The organism is Jiulongibacter sp. NS-SX5 (genome assembly GCF_052828545.1).
In genome coordinates, this window is record NZ_CM128248.1 from 1,832,632 (window position 1) to 1,854,925 (window position 22,294).

Genomic DNA, 22,294 nt, shown 5'->3' on the forward strand with positions numbered 1-22,294 from the left:
AATGAAAGCCTTTAAGAAATTAACTTTTCTTGGCTTTCTTGTTTTTCAATATACGGTTTGGGCACAGCCTTCTCCTTCAGAATTTCAAGGGATTCAACACATTGAAATAAGTAGTGTTGAAGTAGACATCAATCAAAAGATTGAGACTGATTACGTTATGAATAATGTAGTCATTCGTCTTGACAGTACGGCTTTTGAAGAATTACATTATCGAATCCTAGACGACTCTAAGGAGGAAAAATGGTCAAAGGCTAAAGGTGATGAGATAAGATTCATAGGATTAAAACCTGGCGAGCACTCCTTTGTTTACTATACAGTGAATAAAAAAGGAGAATTAAGTAAATCGAATAAGATCGTATTTCTTATCAAAAAACCCTGGTTTAGAACCTGGTGGTTTTGGACAGCCTGTTTTTTCATATTCTTTGCCATTTTCTATTTCAGAGAACGCTTCTTAAAGCAGAAACATGATGAGCTAGAAATTCATCTGAATAAAATAGCGGAATTGGAATTACGGACGCTGCAGCTTCAAATGAACCCTCATTTTATCTTTAATGCTCTTAATAGTATTCAAAGTTTTGTCATGGCCAATGATACCATAACGGCCAATGACTATCTTTCTAAGTTTGCTCACCTCATACGACTCTTTCTAGACTCATCCAGAAGCAGATACATCACGATAACCGATGAGATTCTTTTGCTGAGATTGTATTCTGAAATGGAACAATTACGATTCGACAACACATTTGATTACCAAATAAAAGTGAATGATGATATAGATTTGTCGTTTGAAATCCCAACAATGATCCTACAGCCTTTTGTAGAGAATGCAATCAATCATGGTTTACGTCATAAAAGCTCTAGAGGCACATTGGAAATTTGCCTAAGGCAAAACGATGATTTCATCATAGCTGAAGTAAAAGATAACGGTATCGGTCGTAAACGTGCTCGTGAAATAAAACGTAACTCCAAAAAGAGTCATGTATCACAGGGCCTTCAAATAACGGCCGAAAGAATAGAAACCTATAATAGGATTAACGCCAAGCCTATCAGATACACGATCAGAGATAGATTTGATATATCAAAGACCGAAGATGTTGGCACCCTAGTAGAAATAAAATTCCCCAATCTTATTTAGCCATGAATACATGTATCATTATTGATGACGAAAAAAGGAATGTAGAAACTCTAAAAACAATCATTGAGAACTTTCTAACTCAAGAACTGAAACTTCTTGGTTACGCCTACGATGTACCCACAGGTTATGACATGATTGTTGAACATAAACCTGAAATTCTGTTCTTGGATATTGAAATGCCTCATCAGAATGGTTTTGATCTCTTGGAAAAGTTTGACCAGATAGATTTTGAGGTAATATTCACCACGGGTTTTGATCAGTATGCATTGACAGCTATTAAGTTTAACGCTCTTGACTATCTTCTTAAGCCAATAAACATCAAAGAGCTTCAGGACGCTGTCAAAAAAGCAAAAAAACGAATCGACTCAAATCAATCTTCACTGAAGATTAAAAACATGCTCAATAACATGAGCAATACGGATAGGTCTGATAATAAAATTCCTTTGCCAATGCTTAACGGTTTTGAAATGGTCAAAGTCGGGGATATAGTTTATTGCAAGGCAGATCAGGATTACACGCATATTTACCTGGCCAATGGCAAAAGTACTCTCGTTTCAAAAAGCATAAAATACTACGAAGAGCTTTTAACGGAATACAATTTTTACAGACTACACCATTCGTATATAGTTAATAAGAATCATATCAGAGAGATTCAAAAAGGTGAAAACATGCTGGTTATGACCAATTTGGAAGAGCCAATACCTGTTTCCAGACGCAAAAAGACTGGTTTTATTAAATGGGCCACTGAGTCATAAACCACTCACATTTCATCTACGTAACTATCTATAAATTAGCACACACTACCACTTATTAGAAATTCACTACCACTTATAGGATTTATTTTGCGGTATGATTTCGGGCTAATTAAGTTTAGACCATCAACAAAGCAGGAAAAACTAAAAAAATTAACACACGTGCAAAACAACATAAATTATGAACAGACTATTACATTACGGACATTACAACGCAGGTTACACTGCTAACCGTCAGGAGGATAACAGAAGTACAACATTATCAGCCAATTCCAACATCATCATGAAGGTTGGAGGCAAAAAAGGACTTCTCAATTTAAATGACATTGTTTATCTGAAGAGCTTAAAAAATTACACCATCTTCAAACTAAAAAGTGGCAAAGAAGTTTTAAGCTCGAAGACATTAAAAATATTTGAAGACGAACTGACAGATGTTATCAATTTTGTAAGACCACATCGTTCTTACATGGTAAATTTTGATTACATCGATGATTTACACTTTAACCATAAAGGCGGCGAAATATACCTTGGTGATACCACCATTGAAATATCCAGAAGAAAAGCTGCCAGCTTCAGAAAGAGTTACAAAACTTTCCTTTCTGCTATGGGAGAGAACGTGAAATCTGTAATCAGATCAAAAACGAGAATTAACGTAGAACAAGACTAATCAATACGATTAGAGAAGATATTTAAGATCAATTTTTACTTTTTGGGTTACTATTAATAGAGCGTCGTAAAATTCGACGCTTTATTTTTTGTCTACACGCAAGTCAAAAACAACATCTGTTTTTGATCCAATGGCTAAAATCTTGGGGTCAAAAGTCTACAATATTGTATATATCATGACAATATGATAATTTAGCCATTGAAAATAGCTACTCATCCAGCGATTTAAAGATTTTTTTCCTGACAAATTTAGCGAACAAATATGCCCGACAACTTAGTCGGGTTTTATTTTTCGTAGATAGCATATTACTTTTTAAAGAAGGTCTCAGATAGGGTTTTACATTGCTCTGCATATCTCTAATTTTGATTTTTAATAGTAGAGATGCCGGAAGTCACCATCATTAAGTATAACGCAGGCAATGTCATGTCTGTAATGTATGCCCTGGAAAGAATAGGCGTACAATACAAACTCACGGATAATATTGAGGAAATCCAGAATGCAGATCGCATTATTTTTCCTGGTGTGGGCGAGGCCAGTACGGCTATGAAAAGCCTTCAGGAAAATGGTTTGCATCAGGTGATCCCATCCTTAAAACAGCCCTTTCTAGGCACTTGTGTAGGTATGCAATTGCTTTGCAAGCATTCTGAAGAAGGTGATGTTGACTGTCTGGGAGTGTTTGATACACCGATTGTCAAATTTCCTCAAAAACCAGACTTTAAAATTCCTCAAACTGGTTGGAATAGTATCTCAAACTTCAAATCTGAGCTACTCAACGGTGTAAAAGAAGGGGATTACGTTTACTATAACCACAGTTTTTATGCTCCTTTGTCTGAGTATACCGTAGCCGAGACAGACTACATTCTGCCCTACTCAGGCATGTTACAAAAAGATAACTTTTACGCCTGTCAGTTTCACTCAGAAATTAGTGGAGATGTGGGCGAACAAATATTTAAGAACTTTATAAACCTGTAGAGGTTCATGTTTCAGATAATACCCGCCATTGACCTTATAGATGCTAAATGCGTACGCCTGACCAAAGGTGATTATGATACTAAGAAAATCTATAATGAAGATCCTTTAGAGGTAGCAAAGGAGTTTGAAGATCACGGAATCAAAAGGCTCCATCTGGTGGATCTGGACGGTGCCAAACAAAAGAAGGTTGTCAACTTCGAAGTTCTCGAGAAAATAGCGACCAATACTTCGCTTCAAATAGATTTTGGCGGAGGAGTACAGTCTGATGAAGATATCAGACAGGTTTTTGATTTTGGTGCTTCGCAAGTCACAGGAGGAAGTATTGCTGTTAAGAATCCGGATCGAATGCTGAGCTGGCTCAAAACGTATGGAGGAGAAAAAATTATTCTTGGTGCAGATGCAAAAAACAGGAAAATCGCCATCAGCGGCTGGGAAGAAAATAGCGGTCAGGATATGATGGAGTTCATCCAGAAATATACAGAAGCAGGCATTCAATACATTATCAGTACCGATGTAGATAAAGACGGCCTTTTACAAGGTCCAGCTACTGCTCTTTACCAGGAAATGAAAGAGAAGTTTCCCGAGACACATATTATTGCCAGTGGAGGCGTTTCAGAAATGAAAGACCTGGAAGAATTGGCGGCCTTAGACATCTATGGTGTTATTGTAGGCAAGGCAATATATGAAGGAAGAATCTCCTTGAAAGAAATTGAACAATTCATGCTTTCTTAATTATGAAGAAATTTGAAATCACAAACGGCCCTCTTCGCCTAAGCTCAGATAAAGAGCTATTAGATTTGGCCTTTGTCCATAAAAACCTATCCAGAAGTTACTGGTCTGAAGGCATTCCGTTAGAAACTGTCCAAAAAGCTATTGAAAACTCACTGGCTTTAGGCTTATATCTCAATGACAAACAAATAGGTTTCTGTAGAGTAATTACAGACTTCAGCACTTTCGCTTATTTGGCTGATGTATTCATTACCGAAAAACACCAAGGAAATGGATATGCCATCTGGATGACTGAAGAACTCAAGAAAATACCTGAATTACAAGGGCTGAGAAGATGGGTTCTGGCAACACGCGATGCTCATACCCTTTATGAAAAAACAGGCTGGTCTGTTTTAGAAAACCCTCAGTTTTTCATGGAAATAGTCGACAGAGATATTTATAAAACTTCAGAATATGCTGACTAAGAGAATCATTCCATGTCTGGATATCAAGAACGGCAGAACTGTAAAAGGCACCAATTTTGTCAATTTAAGAGATGCCGGTGATGCCGTAGAATTGGCAGATATCTACGCTAAGGAAGGGGCAGATGAGCTGGTTTTTCTGGATATTACAGCAACTGTAGAAGGAAGAAAAACACTTTTAGAGCTTGTCAATAAAGTGGCTCATACCATCAATATCCCTTTTACCGTGGGAGGAGGGATCGGTTCTGTAGCAGACGTATCAGCTCTGCTGAATAACGGTGCAGACAAGATCTCAATTAACTCCTCTGCTGTAAGAAACCCCGAATTAATCACTGAACTGGCTCAGGAGTTCGGAAGCCAGTGTATAGTGGTGGCTATTGACACTCGTTTAGTTGAGGGAAAGCACGTAATTCATACACATGGAGGCCGTAAACCTACAGACTTAGAAACCATCAGCTGGGCAAAAGAAGTAGAAGACAGAGGTGCTGGTGAAATCCTATTGACCTCAATGGATACTGACGGAACCAAGGATGGTTTTGCTCTTGAGCTAACCTCCACGATTTCGAGAAATGCAGGCATACCTGTCATTGCCTCCGGAGGGGCAGGCTCTATGGAGCACTTCTATGATGTATTTACTGAAGGGTACGCTGACGCCGGATTGGCCGCCTCAATTTTCCATTTTAAGGAAATCCCGATTCCAGAATTGAAATCTTATTTATCGGAAAAAGGCATCTCTATCCGCTTATAAGTATCAAAAACTGACAGAATTACTGCATGCCATGCCTTGGCATAGAGCTTGAGCTATTAAGCTTATCAATCTAGATTTGAATTATCCGCTTGCTTTCGTACATTCACTATGACAGTATGTCAGCTTGTAGATTTATACTACACCTAAATGAACAAAGACCTGGAGTTATTAGAACGATTGGCGGGAGAAACCCCGAAAATCGAAAATGTGGAGATGATAGAGATTACCTCGCCAGATGAGGTAATGGAGAATAATGAGAACCTTCCAGAAGAACTTTCTCTACTTCCTTTAAGAAATACCGTTTTATTCCCCGGAATAGTTATACCTGTTACTGTAACTCGTTCAAAAGCCATACGATTGGTGAAGAAGGCTTATCGTGGAGACAGAACACTCGGGATTGTGACGCAGCTGCGTCAAACTAAAGAAGAGCCTAAAGCCGAAGACATTTACAAGATCGGTACGATCGGCAATATCCTTAAAATGATTGTTTTGCCTGATGGCAACGTAACGATCATTGTTCAAGGAAGAAGACGTTTTGTTATAAAAGATTTCGTAAAAACGACACCGTACCTGGTAGCAGCTGTAGATTATATTCCAGACTCTTTCCCAGGAGCCAGACGAAAAGAAAGCAAGGCACTTTTAGAAAGTTTGAAAGAAACGGCCACTAAGATTTTGACGCTGAACCCCGAGATCCCTCGTGATGCTCAAACAGCGATCAATAATATTGACAGCCCGATTTTCTTAACTCATTTCCTTTCATCAAATCTCAATATAGGTATTGCTGAAAAGCAAATACTTCTGGAAACTTATGATGGTAAAGAACAAGCCCATAAGCTACTAGAGCATTTAATGAAAGAGGTGGAATTGCTGGAAATCAAAAAAGATATTCAGTCCAAGGCAAGCTCTGACATTGACCAACAGCAACGTGAGTATTATTTGCGTCAGCAAATCAAAGTATTGCAGGAAGAACTTGGAATGGATTCTCCTGATCAGGAAGTAGAAAAGCTCCGTATGAAGGGAGCAAAGAAAACATGGCCAAAAGAGGTAAACGAGCATTTCAATAAGGAGCTGAATAAGATTATGCGAATGAACAGCATGGCTCCTGAATATGGAGTGGCCCTTAGCTATGCCGAATTATTGGTTGATTTGCCTTGGGGCAAAACAAGTACTGATAATTTCAACCTCAAAAGGGCTAAGAAAATATTAGATGCCGACCATTATGGACTAAAAAAAGTTAAAGAGCGTATTATTGAATATCTGGCTGTTTTGAAGCTTAGATCTGACATGAAGGCTCCTATTCTTTGCCTTTACGGCCCTCCCGGCGTAGGTAAAACCTCCTTAGGAAAGTCTATTGCCAAGGCTTTAGGTAGAGAGTACGTACGTATGGCTTTAGGTGGTCTACATGATGAAGCCGAAATCAGAGGCCATAGAAAAACCTATATCGGTGCTATGCCTGGTAAGGTTATCCAAAATATCAATAAGGCCAAAACGGCCAATCCTGTTTTTGTACTTGATGAAATAGACAAGATAGCCAGAGATCATAGAGGTGACCCCTCAAGTGCATTACTTGAAGTTTTGGATCCAGAGCAAAACAATGCCTTTAAGGATAACTACCTTGAAGTAGATTTTGACCTTTCAAAGGTTTTATTTATTGCCACAGCCAACTCTCTAGATACTATTCAGCCAGCGTTGAGAGATCGTATGGAGATCATTGAGCTTACGGGATACACGGTAGAAGAGAAAGTTGAAATTGCGAAGCGTCACTTACTACCGAAGCAATTGAGCGAACATGGACTTACCAATAAGGATCTAAAACTCAATAAAGCGGCCCTTTTGAGAATCATTGAAGGTTATACTCGCGAATCTGGTGTAAGAAGTCTAGAGCAAAAAATTGGTAGCGTAGTCAGAAAGGTGGCGAAATCTATCGCTATGGAAGAGGAATACTCTAAAAGTATGACCCCCGCAGACATAGAAGAGTTATTAGGCATCTCTCATTTTGATAAAGACCTTTATGAGGGTAATGAGATGGCCGGGGTTGTTACGGGACTGGCCTGGACTCCAGTGGGTGGAGACATCTTGTTTATTGAGTCTAACCTGAGCAGAGGAAAAGGGGCATTGACCTTATCGGGCCAATTAGGTGATGTGATGAAAGAATCAGCTATGACAGCTCTCTCCTATCTCAAAGCCAATGCAGATAACCTGGATATCGACTATAAGGTTTTCCAACATTATGACCTTCATATTCACGTACCTCAGGGTGCTGTGCCTAAAGATGGGCCGTCAGCCGGTATTACCATGTTAACCTCTATGGCGTCAATTTATACCCAGCGTAAGATCAAAAAGAATCTTGCCATGACTGGTGAAATCACCTTAAGAGGGAAAGTACTGCCTGTGGGCGGAATTAAAGAGAAAATTCTTGCTGCAAAGAGAGCCAAAATCAAAGAGATCATTCTTTGCTACCGCAATCAAAAAGACGTGGAGGAGATTGGCGAAGAATACACCAAAGGACTAACCTTCCATTATGTAGATATGGTAGAGGATGTTCTGGAAATTGCTCTTTTAAATAAGAAGGTGGAGAAGCCCATTAACTTTATCTTTCCTGAGGAGAAGAAGTAATCAGATGATACTAGAAAACAAAAAAGACTCTCGAATGAGAGTCTTTTTTTATGATTAAAGCTTATCAGAGTCTTAAGACATTCTGATCAAATCTGTAAGAATCTTACTGGCTTCATTCAGATACAAATCATCTGTGTGATCATCACCGGTTTTGGTCTTTCTTAGTTTTTTGATAGCCGTTCTATTCCCTTCATCCTCCTCTTTCTCTTTTAGACGCTCATCGTAATTTAGAGAGAATTCATTTTGGTCTTTGTCTGCTTTATAGATTTCAATCTCCTTTTGCAGCGTTTGCAAGTCTTCAGACTCGGCAAATCTAGAATCAAAATTAGACTTCAAGGCACGTCTCATATGACTGCTGATTTTCTTTTGATCTTCAAAGTTTGAACTCTTGATTTCATCATACGGTAAGGCTGTAGGTCTGCTACTCTCACCACTTTCAGTTGAAGACCACGGAGACGGCAAAGCTATGTCTGGAATTACCCCTTTTCTTTGCGTACTGTTACCCGTAATTCGGTAAAACTTCTCAGTAGTGAGTTTCAGCTGTCCGTATCTCTCACGATCTTCTATGCCATTTACATTCGGATTATTTCTAGAGGCTACTTTTGGTGAAAGTAAAAACTGGTCAAGATTTACCAGCTGCTGCACTGTACCTTTTCCAAAGGATTGCTCACCTACAATTACCCCTCTGTTATAATCCTGAATAGCACCTGCAAAAATCTCAGAAGCAGAAGCAGAATATCTGTTTTGAAGAATTAAAAGTGGGCCATCATATGTAACACTAGGGTCTCGATCATTCTCTACATCTATTCTTCCTCTACCCGTTCTACGCTGCACTACAGGGCCTTTTGGAATAAACAGACCTGTAAGGTTTATGGCTTCAGTTAAAGAACCACCGCCATTATTTCTAAGGTCAATGATTACCCCATCTACACCTTGATCGTTAAAGTCTTCCAGAAATTTCTTTACGTCTTTAGTAGTACTTTGAAAATCTACACCTCTTCTGGCTCCGTCAAAGTCTCTGTAAAACATAGGAATATCTACTACTCCTAGTTTATAATTTTCACCATCCTCTTCAAGCTCTATAACCTCACCTTCAGCCACGGCCTCTTCAAGCTTAATTTTCTCCCTAACGATTCTTACCTCCCTAGGTTCTGAATTCGCTGGAGCATCTTTGGCTCTCAGCAGTAGTTTCACTACGGTTCCCTTCTTACCTCTAATTAACTTTACGGCATCATCCGTAAGCCAGCCAATGATATCCTGATACTCTCCATCATCTCCTTGTGCTACGCCAAGAATATAATCGTCTTTACTTGCCTGCTGAGTTTTAAATAAAGGTCCACCAGGTATAATATCTACTATCATCACATAATCATCCTCATTTCTGAGCTGAGCACCAATCCCTTCTAATGACTGACTCATGTCAATATTGAATTGAGCTGCTGTGCTAGGAATCATATAAGAAGTATGTGGATCTATAGCCTCAGTAAATGAGTTCATATAGGTCTGAAACACATCTTCAGAGCGAAGCTTGGCTACTCTTGTTTCATATCGCTCATATCTTCGTTTTAGCGTCTTGGCAATACTTGAATCCGCACTACCGCTCAGCTTCATGTTGAGAGCCTGACTTAATAAAATCTTGCTCCACTCATCGTCCAGCTCCTCTTGAGATACTGCCCATCTTTCATCCAGTTTATCCATATCGAAGGTGGCATCCGTGTCAAACTCAAATGGTTTTGACAAGTATTCATTGATGAATTCATACCTCTCTTTATAGATCTTTCTGAACTTGTTATACACCATAAACGGAAACTCCAGGTCACCGGTTAGAAGTGCATCATCAAGGCTAAATCTGTATTCTTCAAACTCCTCAATATCTGCCTGAGTGAAATATGAATGCGATCTATCTACATCTTGAAGAAGATTATCAAAAACGTGAGATGAGAGCGAATCATCAACCTGGAACTTTTGATAGTGGTAGTTGCTCAAAAATTGCGTAGCAAACTGCTCTACTCTTTTATGGGTATTACTCGGCTCCAGGTCTTCATAGCTGTACTTTGGACTTTCCTGGGCCTGAACCGAGAAAGCTGAAAAAGCTATAGAACATAAGGCAATTAGTCTTTTCATAATTTTCAATTTTAGGGTGTGTCTCAGACACGTGGCATGTTTGCCATTATTTAACAATCTCCAGCAATTCCACATCAAAGATCAATGCGGAATTAGGAGCAATTTTTCCCTGACCTCTTGGCCCGTAGGCTAGATCGGCGGGAATATATAGTCTGTACTTTGAACCCTCCGGCATTAATTGCAGGGCTTCTGTCCAGCCTTTTATCACCTGGGTTAAACCAAAAGTAGTAGGCGAACCTCTTTCTACAGAACTATCAAATACGGTACCGTCAATAAGCGTACCGTGATAATGTACTTTTACTTTGTCAGAAAGTTGAGGCTTGGCTCCCTCGCCGGCAGTCAACACTTCATATTGAAGACCCGAGGCCGTTTCCATCACTCCCTCACGAGCTTTATTTTTTGTGAGAAACTCTTCTCCTATTTTCTGATTTGCTGCAGCTACTTCTCCTGCTTTCTTTTGAAAATAATTCTGGATAAACATGCCACATTGCTGCAGGCCAAACTCCAGTTCATTCCCTTCTAAAACATCATTAATAGCGGCACTAAGTATATCTAAATCTGGCTTTACATTTTGTGCTTTCAGGCTTTGTGCTACACTTACTCCGATAGCATAACTTAAAGAATCTTGTTCACTTCCTAGGGTCGTTTGAGCCTGTGTTTTGAAAAATTGTGTTAATGATAAAAGCACTGTTAGTGCAACCAGTTTTTTCTTCATTTTTTGTTTTAAATGTAATGTATTGAAGATTTGAATCTATTGATTTCACTTTAATTAACACAGAGATCAACTAAAAAATTACCCCTTTCATCAAATACTTTCTTATCGAAACGTTAATAGGTTTTGGTATAGTTTTTGAAAACTCTGCTAATAACTATTTAAAAGAACATTTCGAATTATGATAAAGTCAATCCTAAGTTTCCCTGTTCAGGTCATTAATAAGATCACAGGTGCTTTCTCAAATATTATTAAAGCCACAAAAAAACCTTTAAGAGCTGACGTTCTCTCTATTAATAGTCTGGTAATCGGATTTTTAGTTGCGTCTGCTGTCTTTGTACTATTTACCTTTTTGGGTCCATACGGCATCAATCAAAATTCCGCTTCTAATAAAACACTATTGGTGGCTTTGGCCAGCCTATCTGGTTTGGTGGGCTATCTGGTAGCAGATTTTCTACTTCCTGTAGTTTTCAAGAAGTTTTTTGACAACTCCCATTGGACGGTTATGCGTCAGTTTTTCCTGTACGTCTTAAGGTTCTTTTTTGTAGGTCTTTTTGTAATGGTCTTCAGTAATCAAGTCGGTCTTTCCAAGTTCGATCTACCGCTTGTCTTATTACAGTTCACAGCCATTGGTGCAGTGATAGGTTTCATTCTAGCTTTCATTCAAGAGAGTGTGCTATCGAAGAAGTTTGTATCCAAAGCAGAGGACTACAGCTCTTTCTTAAAAAATTATACTCCTGCGGAGTCGCAAAAAATGATTTTCCCGGTTATAGGCTTCTCAGGGTCTAATGACAAAATCAATATTGTTCCAAACCAGCTGATCTCTATCAAAATCAATAAATATGACAGCCAGTTTGTGTATCAAAATTTCTTTGGCCTTGTAGACAAGAAGCTTGATATTCAGGCTGAAGAGGTAGAAAAAGAATTAGGCAAGCATCCTCAGTTCTTTAAAGTTTCTTCTTCTGAGTATGTAAATGCTCACGCAATGTATAAAGTGAGCGGCGATGCATCAGGATTACAGATTCATGTGGCTAAAAGAGAGGAGGCCATCAGATTAGATAAGAAATTCGAAAAAGCACTGAACAACTTGTAAGTTTCAATAATAGAAGTTCATTAAAAAGGAGGCATGAGCCTCCTTTTTTAGTATTGCTTCATCCAGGTATCCTGGATTTTCATTACCAGTTCTATCACTTCTCTTACAGCCTCATGACCTCCATTTTTTTGGCAGATGTAGTCGGCACTTTCTAGAACCTCTGGTCTTGCGTCTGCCGGACAGGCTTTGAAAATGTTTCTACCTTTCATTAAAAGAAGATCAGGAATATCATCTCCAATATAAAGAACCTGCTCCTCTTCCAAATTCCACTTTTCCAGAACCTGATCTAATACAGCGGGTTTACCATGTGTGCTTACGGCCAAGTGAATCTCGGGAATTCCCAGACCTCCTAAACGAGTTCTGATACTCTCCTGCTTCCCTCCCGAAATAACCGCAAGTTTATAGCCTGCTTTTAGAGCCATCTGAACAGCATAGCCATCTTTAACATTAAACACTCGCTGTACATCTGTCTCGGTAACTATGATGCTACCGTCAGTAAAAACTCCATCCACGTCAAAAATGAGTGTGGTAATTTTCTTTATTCTTCCTTTGGTTCTAAACTCCATAGCGGCAAAGATGAAGACTTATGCCCATAAAAAAAAAGGCGATGCTGTGCACCGCCTTTCTCTTTATTAAGGAAGCCTACTCGCGACCTTTGTTCAAAGCATCTTGCCATGATTTAAGCTCATCCCATTTGCCATCTCTAGCTAACTCAGCCTGCTTAGGCCATGTAGTAGGATCATGCATCTGGAAACGAGAACCGGCATCAGTCAAGATTCCTTTAAGTGTTTCAAATGAAGCAGCAGCCAGATCAGCAAAAGTGTATATACCTGCGTCATGACATAGGCTCTCAATTTTAGGACCTATACCTTCTACCACTTTTAGATCATCCTTTTTCTTTGGTTTATCAGCAGCTAAAGAGGCCACAGGAGCACTTACCCCAGCAGCAGCCACAGCCCCACCAGCGGCACCTGCCGCCGCAGCAGCCAGCTTCGCTTTGTTGCAAGAATCAAGGTCAGCCTCCAGTTTAGAGATTTTAGCATTAAGAGCATCTACATCAGCAGAAACAGCTCCTGACACCTTATTTTTTCTACAAGCTTCTAATTCGCCTTCCAGGAAATTAATTCTATCCTGAAGCTCAGAAGCATGTGATTTATAACGATTAACTAATCTATTCATTAACCACCACAGCAATAGAAGCGGAAGTAACCAGAACAGGAATATATCCCAAGGGAAGTTTGTAAACAGACATTTAAGATTTTCCATCTTTATATTTTGATTAAGAGTTTTAAAGTTTATTCCATGAGTCTTACCGTGACTCTTCTATTTTTGGCTCTGCCTTCTGGTGTGTCATTTGAGGCTATTGGCTCTCGCTCACCTTTTCCAGAAGTCACCAGCTGACCAGCACTAAAGCCTTCAGCCACCAGCATATCTCTAACTGTATTGGCCCTTTTTACCGAAAGTGGGTCATTGGTAGCATGCGTACCATCACTATCTGTATGGCCTACTAATGATAGTTTTTTATCGGGATGTGCTGCCAGATACTTTTTCGCTGTTGCCAGGAAATTGTCTATCTCAGCTGTGTGAGTGATTCCGTTTTTAGCGGTTTCAAAATAGACGTCAAGTGGAGTAAACAAAAGCTCTTCTTCTTCGGCTTCGGTCATTTCTATTTCACCGTCAGTAGCTGCGTCTGCATCGCCATCCATATCTATGGCACCTGCATTCATATCAGCGTCAGAATTTGCTCCGGCATCCGCTATGCCTGTGGTTTGCTCGGTGGTGTATTCACCGGAGGCACAGTGCGGTCTGCGATTGCAATTCCAAAACCAACTGTAAAGAAGCGACCCTAACAAAATCAAAAGAGGAATCAGAAATCTGTTCATGATTGTTTAGGGGTTTAAGGATTAATTAATTTTCTATACTACGACCTTGTGACGCAGCAAGCCTTATAAAGTTACAAGGAAACAATCAAAATTTTTAGACCCCAGACAAAAAAATAAAGGTCAAAACCCTTATAGATAGGATATTGACCTTCAAAAAAACGTATATACCTTTGGTTACTAACGGTTCATCGTCAGCAAGAATTCCTCGTTATTTCTGGTTCCTTTCATTTTATCTAAAAGGAATTCCATTGATTCCATAGGATTCATATCACCAATATACTTTCTCAATAACCAGATTTTATTCATCTCATCCTTAGACATCAGCAAGTCCTCTCTACGAGTACCAGAAGTCAGGATATCAATCGACGGGAATACTCTCTTATTAGCCAGTCTTCTGTCTAATTGAAGCTCCATATTACCAGTACCTTTGAATTCTTCAAAGATCACCTCATCCATTTTTGAACCTGTATCAATCAGGGCTGTAGCAATAATGGTGAGTGAACCTCCATTTTCAATATTTCTGGCTGCCCCAAAGAATCTCTTAGGCTTATGTAGTGCTTTTGCATCTACACCACCAGATAATATTTTACCTGAAGAAGGTACAACGGTATTGTGTGCACGAGCCAATCTGGTAATGGAATCTAAGAGAATTACTACGTCATGACCAGACTCCGTCATACGCTTGGCTTTCTCAAGTACCATACCTGATACTTTCACGTGTTTATCGGCGGTCTCATCAAACGTAGAGCTAATCACTTCAGCTCTCACAGACCTTGCCATATCTGTCACCTCTTCTGGTCTTTCATCAATCAGAAGTATAATCAGATATATCTCAGGGTGGTTTCTTGCAATGGCATTCGCCACCTCTTTTAATAGAACCGTTTTACCTGTTTTTGGCTGAGCCACGATCATCCCACGCTGACCTTTACCTACCGGAGCAAAAAGATCAAGAACTCTGGTAGACATGATTTCAGGCTTGGTAGACAAAACAATTTTCTCATTCGGGAAAAGTGGTGTCAAATACTCAAACGGTATTCTATCTCTGATCTCCTCCGAAGTTTTGCCGTTTACCGAGATAACTTTTAAAAGTGCAAAGTACTTCTCTCCATCTTTTGGAGGTCGTACTGTACCCTTAATGGTATCTCCTGTTTTTAAACCAAATAACTTGATTTGAGAAGGAGAAACATAGATATCATCAGGACTTGCCAGGTAATCAAAATCAGGCGAACGAAGGAAACCATAACTACCTTCAGACATAATTTCCAGAACCCCTTCATTGTCAATTAAACCGTCAAATTCCTTTACCAGGTTATTGAACTGCTTTTTTATATCTCTTGAATAGTCATCACGCTTTTTCTTCTCAGCAGCCGACTGCTCTGTTTCTTCCGGCTCTTCATCTTCTACTAAACCCAGATCCTCGTCGGTGATATCCGGGATATCCTCTTCAAGATCAGACAAGTCTATGTCATCATCAGAATCATCATTTGAAGGTGCTGATGGGGACGGCTTTGCAATTCTTTTTCGGGTACGAGGTCTTTTCCCAGCTTTGGCATCTTTTGAAGCCTCTTTGTTGTCCTCTGACTTTTTGGGTTCCTCTTTTGGCGAACTTTCGCTGCTGGAAGATTCCATGATTTTTGAGATAAGATCAGCCTTTTTCAAGCCTTTGATATCAATTCCTTTTTCAGAAGCTATAGTTTTCAGCTCAGACAATAATTTGACCTTTAGGTCCTTTTCCTGGTACATGAACTAGTAATTAAAAATGAGGTTAAGAATCAGCACCGCTGACTTGTTTTCGTAGATATAATATGACAATTATGTTATAATCGATTCTCGTATAGATTGATGATCAGACCGAAATGAAATAGGAAGGTGATCTCTATATAGAAAGTGGAACCTTGGAGATGTTTTCAGATTCCGCTGCAATGTTATAACGAATATTTCTATTCGTCAAAAAAAATATCAAAAGTTTACTCAATTACAGGGCTATTTCACCTTTAAATACACTTTTGGCTGGCCCTTCTAACCAGAGATCCGTAAAAGTCTCGTCATCCTTCTGCGTAAAACTTACGCTAAGCTGGCCACCTTTGGTTTGAATTTTTACCGGAGATTTTAAGCCCTTCAAAGTTCCTGCATCAAGTGCACAAGCAGTAACGCCTGTACCACATGAATAAGTCTCATCTTCTACCCCACGCTCATAGGTTCTCACTTTAATCTCATCTGGAGAAAGTAACTCTACGAAATTCACATTTGTACCACCGGCCTGAGTCCAATATTCATTATAGCGAATTTCAGCACCCACTTTTTTGACATCAAGCTCATCAAGCTGTTCCTGATAAATAACAACGTGAGGAGAACCGGTATCATAAAAATGATCACCGTTCCTTTCTGACATTTTCCCGGTATCAGACATTTTTAACTTAATGGTATCACCGATGACTTCGGCATCGTGAGGACCATCTACCGCAATGAAGGTGGTGGACTTTTCAAAAATGCCTAGGTCTGAAGCAAATTTCACTGTACATCTACCTCCATTACCACACATACTTCCTTCTCTACCATCAGCATTATAATATACCATTTTAAAATCGTATTCCTCATCATTTCTCAAAATTATCAAGCCATCTGACCCCACTCCAAACCTTCTGGAACAGATAAAAGCAACCTGCTCTTCAGATAAGTTAACCAAGCCATCGCGATCATCGATCATCACGAAATCATTTCCTGTACCCTGATATTTGAAAAATTTTAGCATCGTATTATTCCTTGATAGAATTCAAAAAAAAAGCCGCCTCATTAAGGCGGCGTTTTCCAACACAAATTATGAAAAAGCTATTACTTATATTCTTTAATGTCTTATTTCTTTAATTCTTTGATCTTGGCCGCTTTACCGTGCTTGTTTCTCAAGTAATAAAGCTTAGCTCTTCTTACTTTTCCTTTTCTTAGGACCTCGATCTTCTCAATACTGGGTGACAAGATAGGAAAAATTCTTTCAACACCAATACCGTTAGAAATTTTTCTAACCGTAAAGGTCTCGCCAGTTGTACCATAATTCTTACGTTGAATTACTGCACCTTGAAATACCTGAATACGCTCTTTGTTACCTTCTTTGATGCGTACGTGAACGTTCACTGTGTCACCTGATTTAAACTCAGGATGCTCTGTTCCTTGAGGAGCAAGTGATTGTTCAATCTCTCTTACTAAATCGCTCATTTGTATAAAATTTAAATGTTTTATCGCCAGAGAAAGAGGCTGCTATTCAGGATAATATGCAGCATATCTAAAAACGGACTGCAAAGGTAAGAATTAAGATCTTAGAATACAACAGACCTTTTAAAATTTGCAAGGCAAAAAAGAGCCAAATCCTTCAGTAATCCTTTAACTGTCTCTACGAAAATTCAAACCACAATACTACCTTTGAGTTTATGATCTGTTTCCCAAACGCTAAAATCAACATAGGGCTCAATATTGTCGAAAAAAGAGAAGACGGTTTCCATAATATTGAATCAGTATTTTATCCTATTAAATGGTGTGATGCTCTGGAAGCAGTAAAGTCTGACAGTTTTGAGTTCAAGTCTACCGGCCTTGAGATTCCCGGCGATTCTGAAAACAATTTGATTGTAAAGGCATACAAGCTACTGGAAAAGCACATCCCCAATGGTACTGCCCCAAAAATTCATCTTCACAAGGTTATTCCTATGGGAGCCGGCCTGGGTGGAGGCTCCGCCGATGGTGCTTTTGCATTGAAATTACTTAATGAGCTTTTTAACTGTGGAGTTAAAATGACTCAGCTACAGAAACTGGCTGCTGAGTTAGGCAGTGATTGCCCTTTCTTTATTGAAAACAAACCCGTGTATTGCTACGACCGAGGTATAAAATTCGAAAATATCGATCTCGACCTCAGTGGGAACTATATGGTTTGCGTAAACCCAGGTATTCATATAAGTACAGCCGAGGCTTATGGATCTATAACACCGAGAAAACCGAAAGAAAATCTGACCCAACTTATCACCAATCCACTTTCTGAGTGGAAAAGCTCGATTTTCAACGATTTTGAAGAGCCTCTTTCTAAAAAGTATCCGTTAATCAAGGATATAAAAAACGGTCTGTATGATTTGGGAGCTACATATGCCTCTATGACAGGAAGCGGCTCTACAGTATATGGAATCTTCAAAACCAAGCCAGATCTACAAAACCAATTCCAACAGTTTAGTGTTTATGAAGGCAAATTGTAAGGAATGTCAAATCCTCTAACGAAAAGAAGGGAGCCTTTTGCATTTATGCTCTATCTGGGCATATTCAGCAGTGCTCTTTTATTTCTTTTTATTCTGTTGGTATTTGTCAAAAAGGAGCTTGTAAATCAAGACATCCCTGTCCAACTTCCCTACATGTTCTGGTTTAGCACCTTACTAATACTGGCCAGTAGCTTTACTTTAGCCTGGGCAGGTAGCAGCATGGAGCGTCAGCAGTTTGACCGGTACAGGTCGTACTTAATGGTTACCTATTTTCTGGCGTTGGGTTTTCTGATGTCTCAGTGCTGGGGCTGGATGTATCTGCTTCGCAATCAAATCTTCCCTTCAAATAACACAGGAGGTTCTTTCATCTTTATATTATCAGGCTTACATGTAGTTCATACACTTGGTGGACTTGTGGCATTAAGCATCGTACTTTATAAGTCAATGCGAAACAGATCCTACATTGAGAGTTTTGTAGATAGTGTTAACCCGCCGAATGTACTACGATTAAAACTGGTGACCACTTATTGGCATTTTGTAGATATAGTCTGGGTTATCGTTTTTCTATTCTTTCTTTGGCATAGCCAAGGTTAATACCTTACTGACCAGCCCCAGGTTCGCTTCATCTTATTGGAGTCATCTATAAACTCCATTACTTTCTCATCAAACTCCTTAAAAGTAAGCTCTTTACCTTTCATCTTTTTTGGAAGCTCAATTGGCCTTTTCACTTCACCAGGGATTATGTTTTCTGCCTCAACAATCAGATGATCTCCATTCACTTCGTACCTGAGAACAAGACCAGGAAGGCCATAAATTTGCTCTGGGCCAGCCGAAACAGGAATATCAACTGCAAACCAAGCCACAATATCCTGATTTTTGACGGAGTCGGTTGTGGTGGCCTTCATGCACATATGACCGAGAATTTCCCTGAGTTCGTTTTTAACCTGCCATTTATAAGTGCGGCTATCACCTGTCACCAAATAGTTTTTATTCATAGCTGTCATATAAAGCAAAGAAGTATTATCCTGTAAGTTATTGACCAGGTAATGGTCATTATCATTCCATGAATACCCTCCCTTTTCATAGGGTTCTCCTTTGGTATAAATTGATCCTTCAGGATTAAACTGAAGAATCATACGTGTACTATAGCCTTCTTCATTACCCCAAGCCATGAGCTCTCTGGCTTTGGCATTTTCACTTAAATACTCTGAACTCGCATAAATTTTTGCCCAAAAAATTCGGTACCTGTACTCTACTTCACCGCTGGTTAAGGGCTGAGCTGTAGATTTGACTAACCCAATACATATCAATACAATTAGAACAAAATACTTTTTCATTTTACCACCTTCTGTTTTTGATTTCTACACCTCTCATATTGTACGTTAACCCTACCAGGAAATACCTCGACAGCGTATTGACTTCTCGATAGAAGACTGAATTTTGAGATGCGTTTTGTCTTATGTTCATGTTTCTTTTTAAGATATCATAGGCAGAGAGTCTTACTTCCCATTTCTTGTTTTCACCGATTCTTTTGTAAAGGAAGGCGTTCCAAATAGGTATCTGCTGATCAAAGTTCAGTTTTTCATTCTTATAGCGATTATAATCTAACCTGGAATCAAAGTAGAATTCCTTTGGCAGCTTCAGGTTCATATTGGCATACCATCTGGTATTAAGAATAATCTGATTTTGATTCTCATTCAATTCAAAATTTGTCCTAGCATTATTAAAGCCTCCTCCTGTGTAAAATGAAAGCCATTCTGCCGGGGTCAAAGTCAGATCTAAGCCGACCCTTCTGGAGAATGTATTCGTGGCGTTTTCTATGCTATTGAGCAATGAAATGTAATTAGAAAGGCTGAGATTGGCATTCATGCTTAAGCTCAGTTTTGTTTTGACTATCGGAAAACCGAAATTAAAGTAACCAGAGTACTGCTCACCTCCGCTAACATTTCCAGGTGTATAGGTAGTGACTAAAGTCTGCGTATCAATTACCTGATTCTGAACTATCTGATTTTTATTCAAAGTGGCACTTACTCTGCTGTAAAATCTAATGAAAGTGGCCGGGTCATACATAGAGTAATTGAGATTTACTGAGTGAGAATATTCCGGCAGCAGATCAGGATTTCCTTCTCTTACATATAGCGGGTTTGAGATATCTTTAAACGGCTGTAGATCTGTAAGGCTAGGTGGCTTAACTCCCATTGAATAGCCGGCTCCAAGTCTGGATCCTCCTTTCAACTTTTTATTGAAATTCATATTTGGCGTAAAAGCATTGAAGGTCCTGTCTATTGTGCCTAGCAATGGCATTTCGTCCGTTACAGCAAAAGCACCTTCAAGATTATACTGCAAACCAGCTACACCTACAGATATATTGGTTCCCTTATGAGAATACCTGATACTTGTTCCTAATCTGTTATAAAGTATTTCGCTGGTATAAGATCGACTTAAATCAGTATTAAGTTCATTGGCGGCATCGCTGATTACATCAATTATTTCTCTATTGATATCTCCATTGGTTTTGCTGAAATTATAGAAAGTTTCCAGATACCATGATTCTGCCACAGGCTCTACAAAAAGCACACTGGACTTTAGCGTGTGGCTGGCGTTTATGGATTCATTCAATTGATCCAAATTTCTAAAGTAAGAGGTAGGATCCGAGGAAGACACCACATCGGTAACAGCCTTCTGCATACCATCAAAATCGGCCTGACTTCCTGTAGAGGTTAAGCTCAAAGCCAGGCTACGTCCGTTTTTCTTGAACTTATGCCTGAAAACACCGATGCCTTCATACCCCATGGATAGTTTATTATTTGAAGAGATTGTTTGCAGGAAATTGGTGGAATTATCTAATCGGGTTAGCTCCTGTATACCATCAAGCGTTGTGGCCAAATTACTATATCGACCGTTGGCAATGATGACCAGCGAGTTGGCACTATCAATTTCATTTTTGAAACGCAGATTTAATCGATGATGGCCTACCAGATTTGTAGCATCACTTTGGTTTGAAGTGCCGAAAGTTTGTGCATTCTCTAAAAGGTTAGTTCTGTTCTCAAAAGTCTCCACAGCCTGATTACTACGACTGAAGAAATAGCTGGAGTTTAAATCCTTCTTATTCTTCAAGTAATTATAATTGACCCCTACTGCCTGGTTATCAGAAAATCCGGAACTCAAATCATTGAAAGGTATATCAAAAGACTCCTCATTATTGTTGAACATAATATACATCATTCCATTATTGGCAGAGAAACCGAAGTCAGCCTGATTACCAAACATATTGCTGGTGCCGCTGCCTTTAAATTCCTGAAGATCATCCCAGGACAAGCCTGATTGATTTACATTATTACCATAACCAATTATGGAGAATTGATTGACCTTGTCAAAGCGATTAAAAAGACCATTGGCATTCCACCGGTTATCTGTACCTGCAGAGGCGGTTACCTTCCCGAAACCACCTTTCTTGGCCTCTTCTTTAAGCTCTACATTCATGGTCTTTTCACGAACGCCATCCTGCACTCCTGTTAGTTTTGACTGCTCAGATTTATCATCAAAAAACTGGACTTTACTTACTGCTTCAGCATTGAGGTTTTGAGTAGCCACTTTGGTGTTATTACCGAAAAATCTTCTACCATCTACGGTCACCTTCTGCACTTGCTCTCCTTGTGCAATGATATTTCCATCTTTATCCACTTGTACCCCAGGCAATTTCCTCACGAGCTCCTCTAAACTGGAACCCGGCGGTACCTTAAATTTACTGGCATCATATTCAATGGTATCTCCCTTAATACTTATGGGTGCTTTGGCTGTTTTTACCACCACCTCGTACAGCTGTTTAGAGATGGGTTTAACCTGAATGGGTTCTAGGTTCAGATCTCCTTCAGCAGGCATAGAGAGAGGCTCCTGATATGGGAGGTAACTCACATAGGTCACTTTAAGCAAAACTGTTTCCCTTTCTACTCCTTTAAAAATGAACTCTCCCTTCTCATTGGTCAGACCGTAGGAGATCAGGGATGAGTCTGCCGGCTCAAGCAACATTACGGATGCGTAACCTAGTGCAGTTCCGGAAGTATCAATAACAGAGCCCGAAACGGAGAGTTTTTGTTGGGCATAGGAAGTGAAGCAGCATAGTGCTACTAAGAGTGTGGTAGTCAGCGTTTTCATGAAATGGTTGAATTT

The 22,294-nt window shown here is 39.4% G+C and carries 21 protein-coding genes; 11 read left to right on the forward strand and 10 right to left on the reverse strand.

Going from position 1 to position 22,294, the window contains the following annotated elements:
- The first annotated feature begins 1 nt into the window (after position 1).
- From ACUXV0_RS08105 to lon, 8 genes are all read left to right on the forward strand, one after another.
- Entirely contained in the window at positions 2–1,135 is a 1,134-nt protein-coding gene (locus ACUXV0_RS08105) for a sensor histidine kinase (RefSeq protein WP_446192579.1), read from the forward strand.
- Positions 1,136–1,137: 2 nt separating this feature from the next.
- On the forward strand, positions 1,138–1,890 hold the full coding sequence (locus ACUXV0_RS08110; protein WP_446192580.1) for a LytR/AlgR family response regulator transcription factor: 753 nt from the start codon (positions 1,138–1,140) through the stop codon (positions 1,888–1,890).
- 178 nt (positions 1,891–2,068) lie between these two features.
- On the forward strand, positions 2,069–2,554 hold the full coding sequence (locus ACUXV0_RS08115) for a LytR/AlgR family response regulator transcription factor (RefSeq protein ID WP_446192581.1): 486 nt from the start codon (positions 2,069–2,071) through the stop codon (positions 2,552–2,554).
- A gap of 381 nt (positions 2,555–2,935) precedes the next feature.
- Positions 2,936–3,526, forward strand: a complete 591-nt coding sequence (gene hisH, locus ACUXV0_RS08120; RefSeq protein ID WP_446192582.1) for an imidazole glycerol phosphate synthase subunit HisH — start codon at positions 2,936–2,938, stop codon at positions 3,524–3,526.
- Between the two features lie 6 nt (positions 3,527–3,532).
- Positions 3,533–4,258, forward strand: a complete 726-nt coding sequence (gene hisA / locus ACUXV0_RS08125) for a 1-(5-phosphoribosyl)-5-[(5-phosphoribosylamino)methylideneamino]imidazole-4-carboxamide isomerase (protein ID WP_446192583.1) — start codon at positions 3,533–3,535, stop codon at positions 4,256–4,258.
- 2 nt (positions 4,259–4,260) lie between these two features.
- A complete protein-coding gene (locus ACUXV0_RS08130; RefSeq protein WP_446192584.1) occupies positions 4,261–4,719 on the forward strand; it encodes a GNAT family N-acetyltransferase in 459 nt (152 codons plus the stop codon).
- On the forward strand, positions 4,709–5,464 hold the full coding sequence (gene hisF, locus ACUXV0_RS08135; protein WP_446192585.1) for an imidazole glycerol phosphate synthase subunit HisF: 756 nt from the start codon (positions 4,709–4,711) through the stop codon (positions 5,462–5,464). Before ACUXV0_RS08130 ends, hisF begins: the two co-directional genes overlap by 11 nt.
- Before the next feature lie 147 nt (positions 5,465–5,611).
- Entirely contained in the window at positions 5,612–8,080 is a 2,469-nt protein-coding gene (gene lon / locus ACUXV0_RS08140) for an endopeptidase La (RefSeq protein WP_446192586.1), read from the forward strand.
- A 72-nt stretch (positions 8,081–8,152) separates the two neighbouring features.
- Here the strand turns inward: lon and ACUXV0_RS08145 are convergent, their stop codons facing one another.
- Positions 8,153–10,204 carry a carboxy terminal-processing peptidase gene (locus ACUXV0_RS08145; RefSeq protein WP_446192587.1) on the reverse strand — a complete coding sequence of 684 codons (2,052 nt, stop codon included), beginning with the start codon at positions 10,202–10,204 and terminating at the stop codon, positions 8,153–8,155.
- Positions 10,205–10,250: 46 nt separating this feature from the next.
- Positions 10,251–10,919: an FKBP-type peptidyl-prolyl cis-trans isomerase gene (locus ACUXV0_RS08150; RefSeq protein ID WP_446192588.1), complete on the reverse strand. Its 669-nt coding sequence runs from the start codon at positions 10,917–10,919 to the stop codon at positions 10,251–10,253.
- 178 nt (positions 10,920–11,097) lie between these two features.
- Between ACUXV0_RS08150 and ACUXV0_RS08155 the strand changes: the two genes are divergently transcribed.
- Positions 11,098–12,009, forward strand: coding sequence for a hypothetical protein (locus ACUXV0_RS08155; RefSeq protein WP_446192589.1), 912 nt, complete (start codon positions 11,098–11,100; stop codon positions 12,007–12,009).
- Between the two features lie 47 nt (positions 12,010–12,056).
- Here ACUXV0_RS08155 and ACUXV0_RS08160 read toward each other — a convergent pair whose 3' ends face one another.
- From ACUXV0_RS08160 to rplS, 6 genes are all read right to left on the reverse strand, one after another.
- A complete protein-coding gene (locus ACUXV0_RS08160) occupies positions 12,057–12,575 on the reverse strand; it encodes a KdsC family phosphatase (protein WP_446192590.1) in 519 nt (172 codons plus the stop codon).
- 76 nt (positions 12,576–12,651) lie between these two features.
- Entirely contained in the window at positions 12,652–13,275 is a 624-nt protein-coding gene (locus tag ACUXV0_RS08165; RefSeq protein WP_446192591.1) for a hypothetical protein, read from the reverse strand.
- 29 nt (positions 13,276–13,304) lie between these two features.
- A complete protein-coding gene (locus tag ACUXV0_RS08170; RefSeq protein WP_446192592.1) occupies positions 13,305–13,892 on the reverse strand; it encodes an OmpA family protein in 588 nt (195 codons plus the stop codon).
- Positions 13,893–14,069: 177 nt separating this feature from the next.
- Entirely contained in the window at positions 14,070–15,635 is a 1,566-nt protein-coding gene (rho, locus tag ACUXV0_RS08175; protein ID WP_446192593.1) for a transcription termination factor Rho, read from the reverse strand.
- Positions 15,636–15,867: 232 nt separating this feature from the next.
- The gene (gene dapF, locus ACUXV0_RS08180; RefSeq protein WP_446192594.1) at positions 15,868–16,644 is read right to left on the reverse strand and encodes a diaminopimelate epimerase; all 777 of its coding nucleotides are present in this window, start codon (positions 16,642–16,644) and stop codon (positions 15,868–15,870) included.
- 101 nt (positions 16,645–16,745) lie between these two features.
- Positions 16,746–17,102: a 50S ribosomal protein L19 gene (gene rplS / locus ACUXV0_RS08185; RefSeq protein ID WP_446192595.1), complete on the reverse strand. Its 357-nt coding sequence runs from the start codon at positions 17,100–17,102 to the stop codon at positions 16,746–16,748.
- Between the two features lie 212 nt (positions 17,103–17,314).
- On the opposite strand from rplS, the gene ispE reads away from it, so the two are divergent.
- A complete protein-coding gene (gene ispE / locus ACUXV0_RS08190; RefSeq protein WP_446192596.1) occupies positions 17,315–18,124 on the forward strand; it encodes a 4-(cytidine 5'-diphospho)-2-C-methyl-D-erythritol kinase in 810 nt (269 codons plus the stop codon).
- A gap of 3 nt (positions 18,125–18,127) precedes the next feature.
- On the forward strand, positions 18,128–18,718 hold the full coding sequence (locus ACUXV0_RS08195) for a cytochrome c oxidase subunit 3 (RefSeq protein ID WP_446192597.1): 591 nt from the start codon (positions 18,128–18,130) through the stop codon (positions 18,716–18,718).
- On the opposite strand, the gene ACUXV0_RS08200 is transcribed toward ACUXV0_RS08195, so the two are convergent.
- Both ACUXV0_RS08200 and ACUXV0_RS08205 read right to left on the reverse strand, forming a co-directional pair.
- The gene (locus ACUXV0_RS08200; RefSeq protein WP_446192598.1) at positions 18,715–19,461 is read right to left on the reverse strand and encodes a GLPGLI family protein; all 747 of its coding nucleotides are present in this window, start codon (positions 19,459–19,461) and stop codon (positions 18,715–18,717) included. The two genes, ACUXV0_RS08195 and ACUXV0_RS08200, sit on opposite strands and share 4 nt — an antisense overlap.
- 1 nt (position 19,462) lies before the next feature.
- Entirely contained in the window at positions 19,463–22,279 is a 2,817-nt protein-coding gene (locus ACUXV0_RS08205) for an outer membrane beta-barrel protein (RefSeq protein ID WP_446192599.1), read from the reverse strand.
- Between the last annotated feature and the right edge of the window lie 15 nt (positions 22,280–22,294).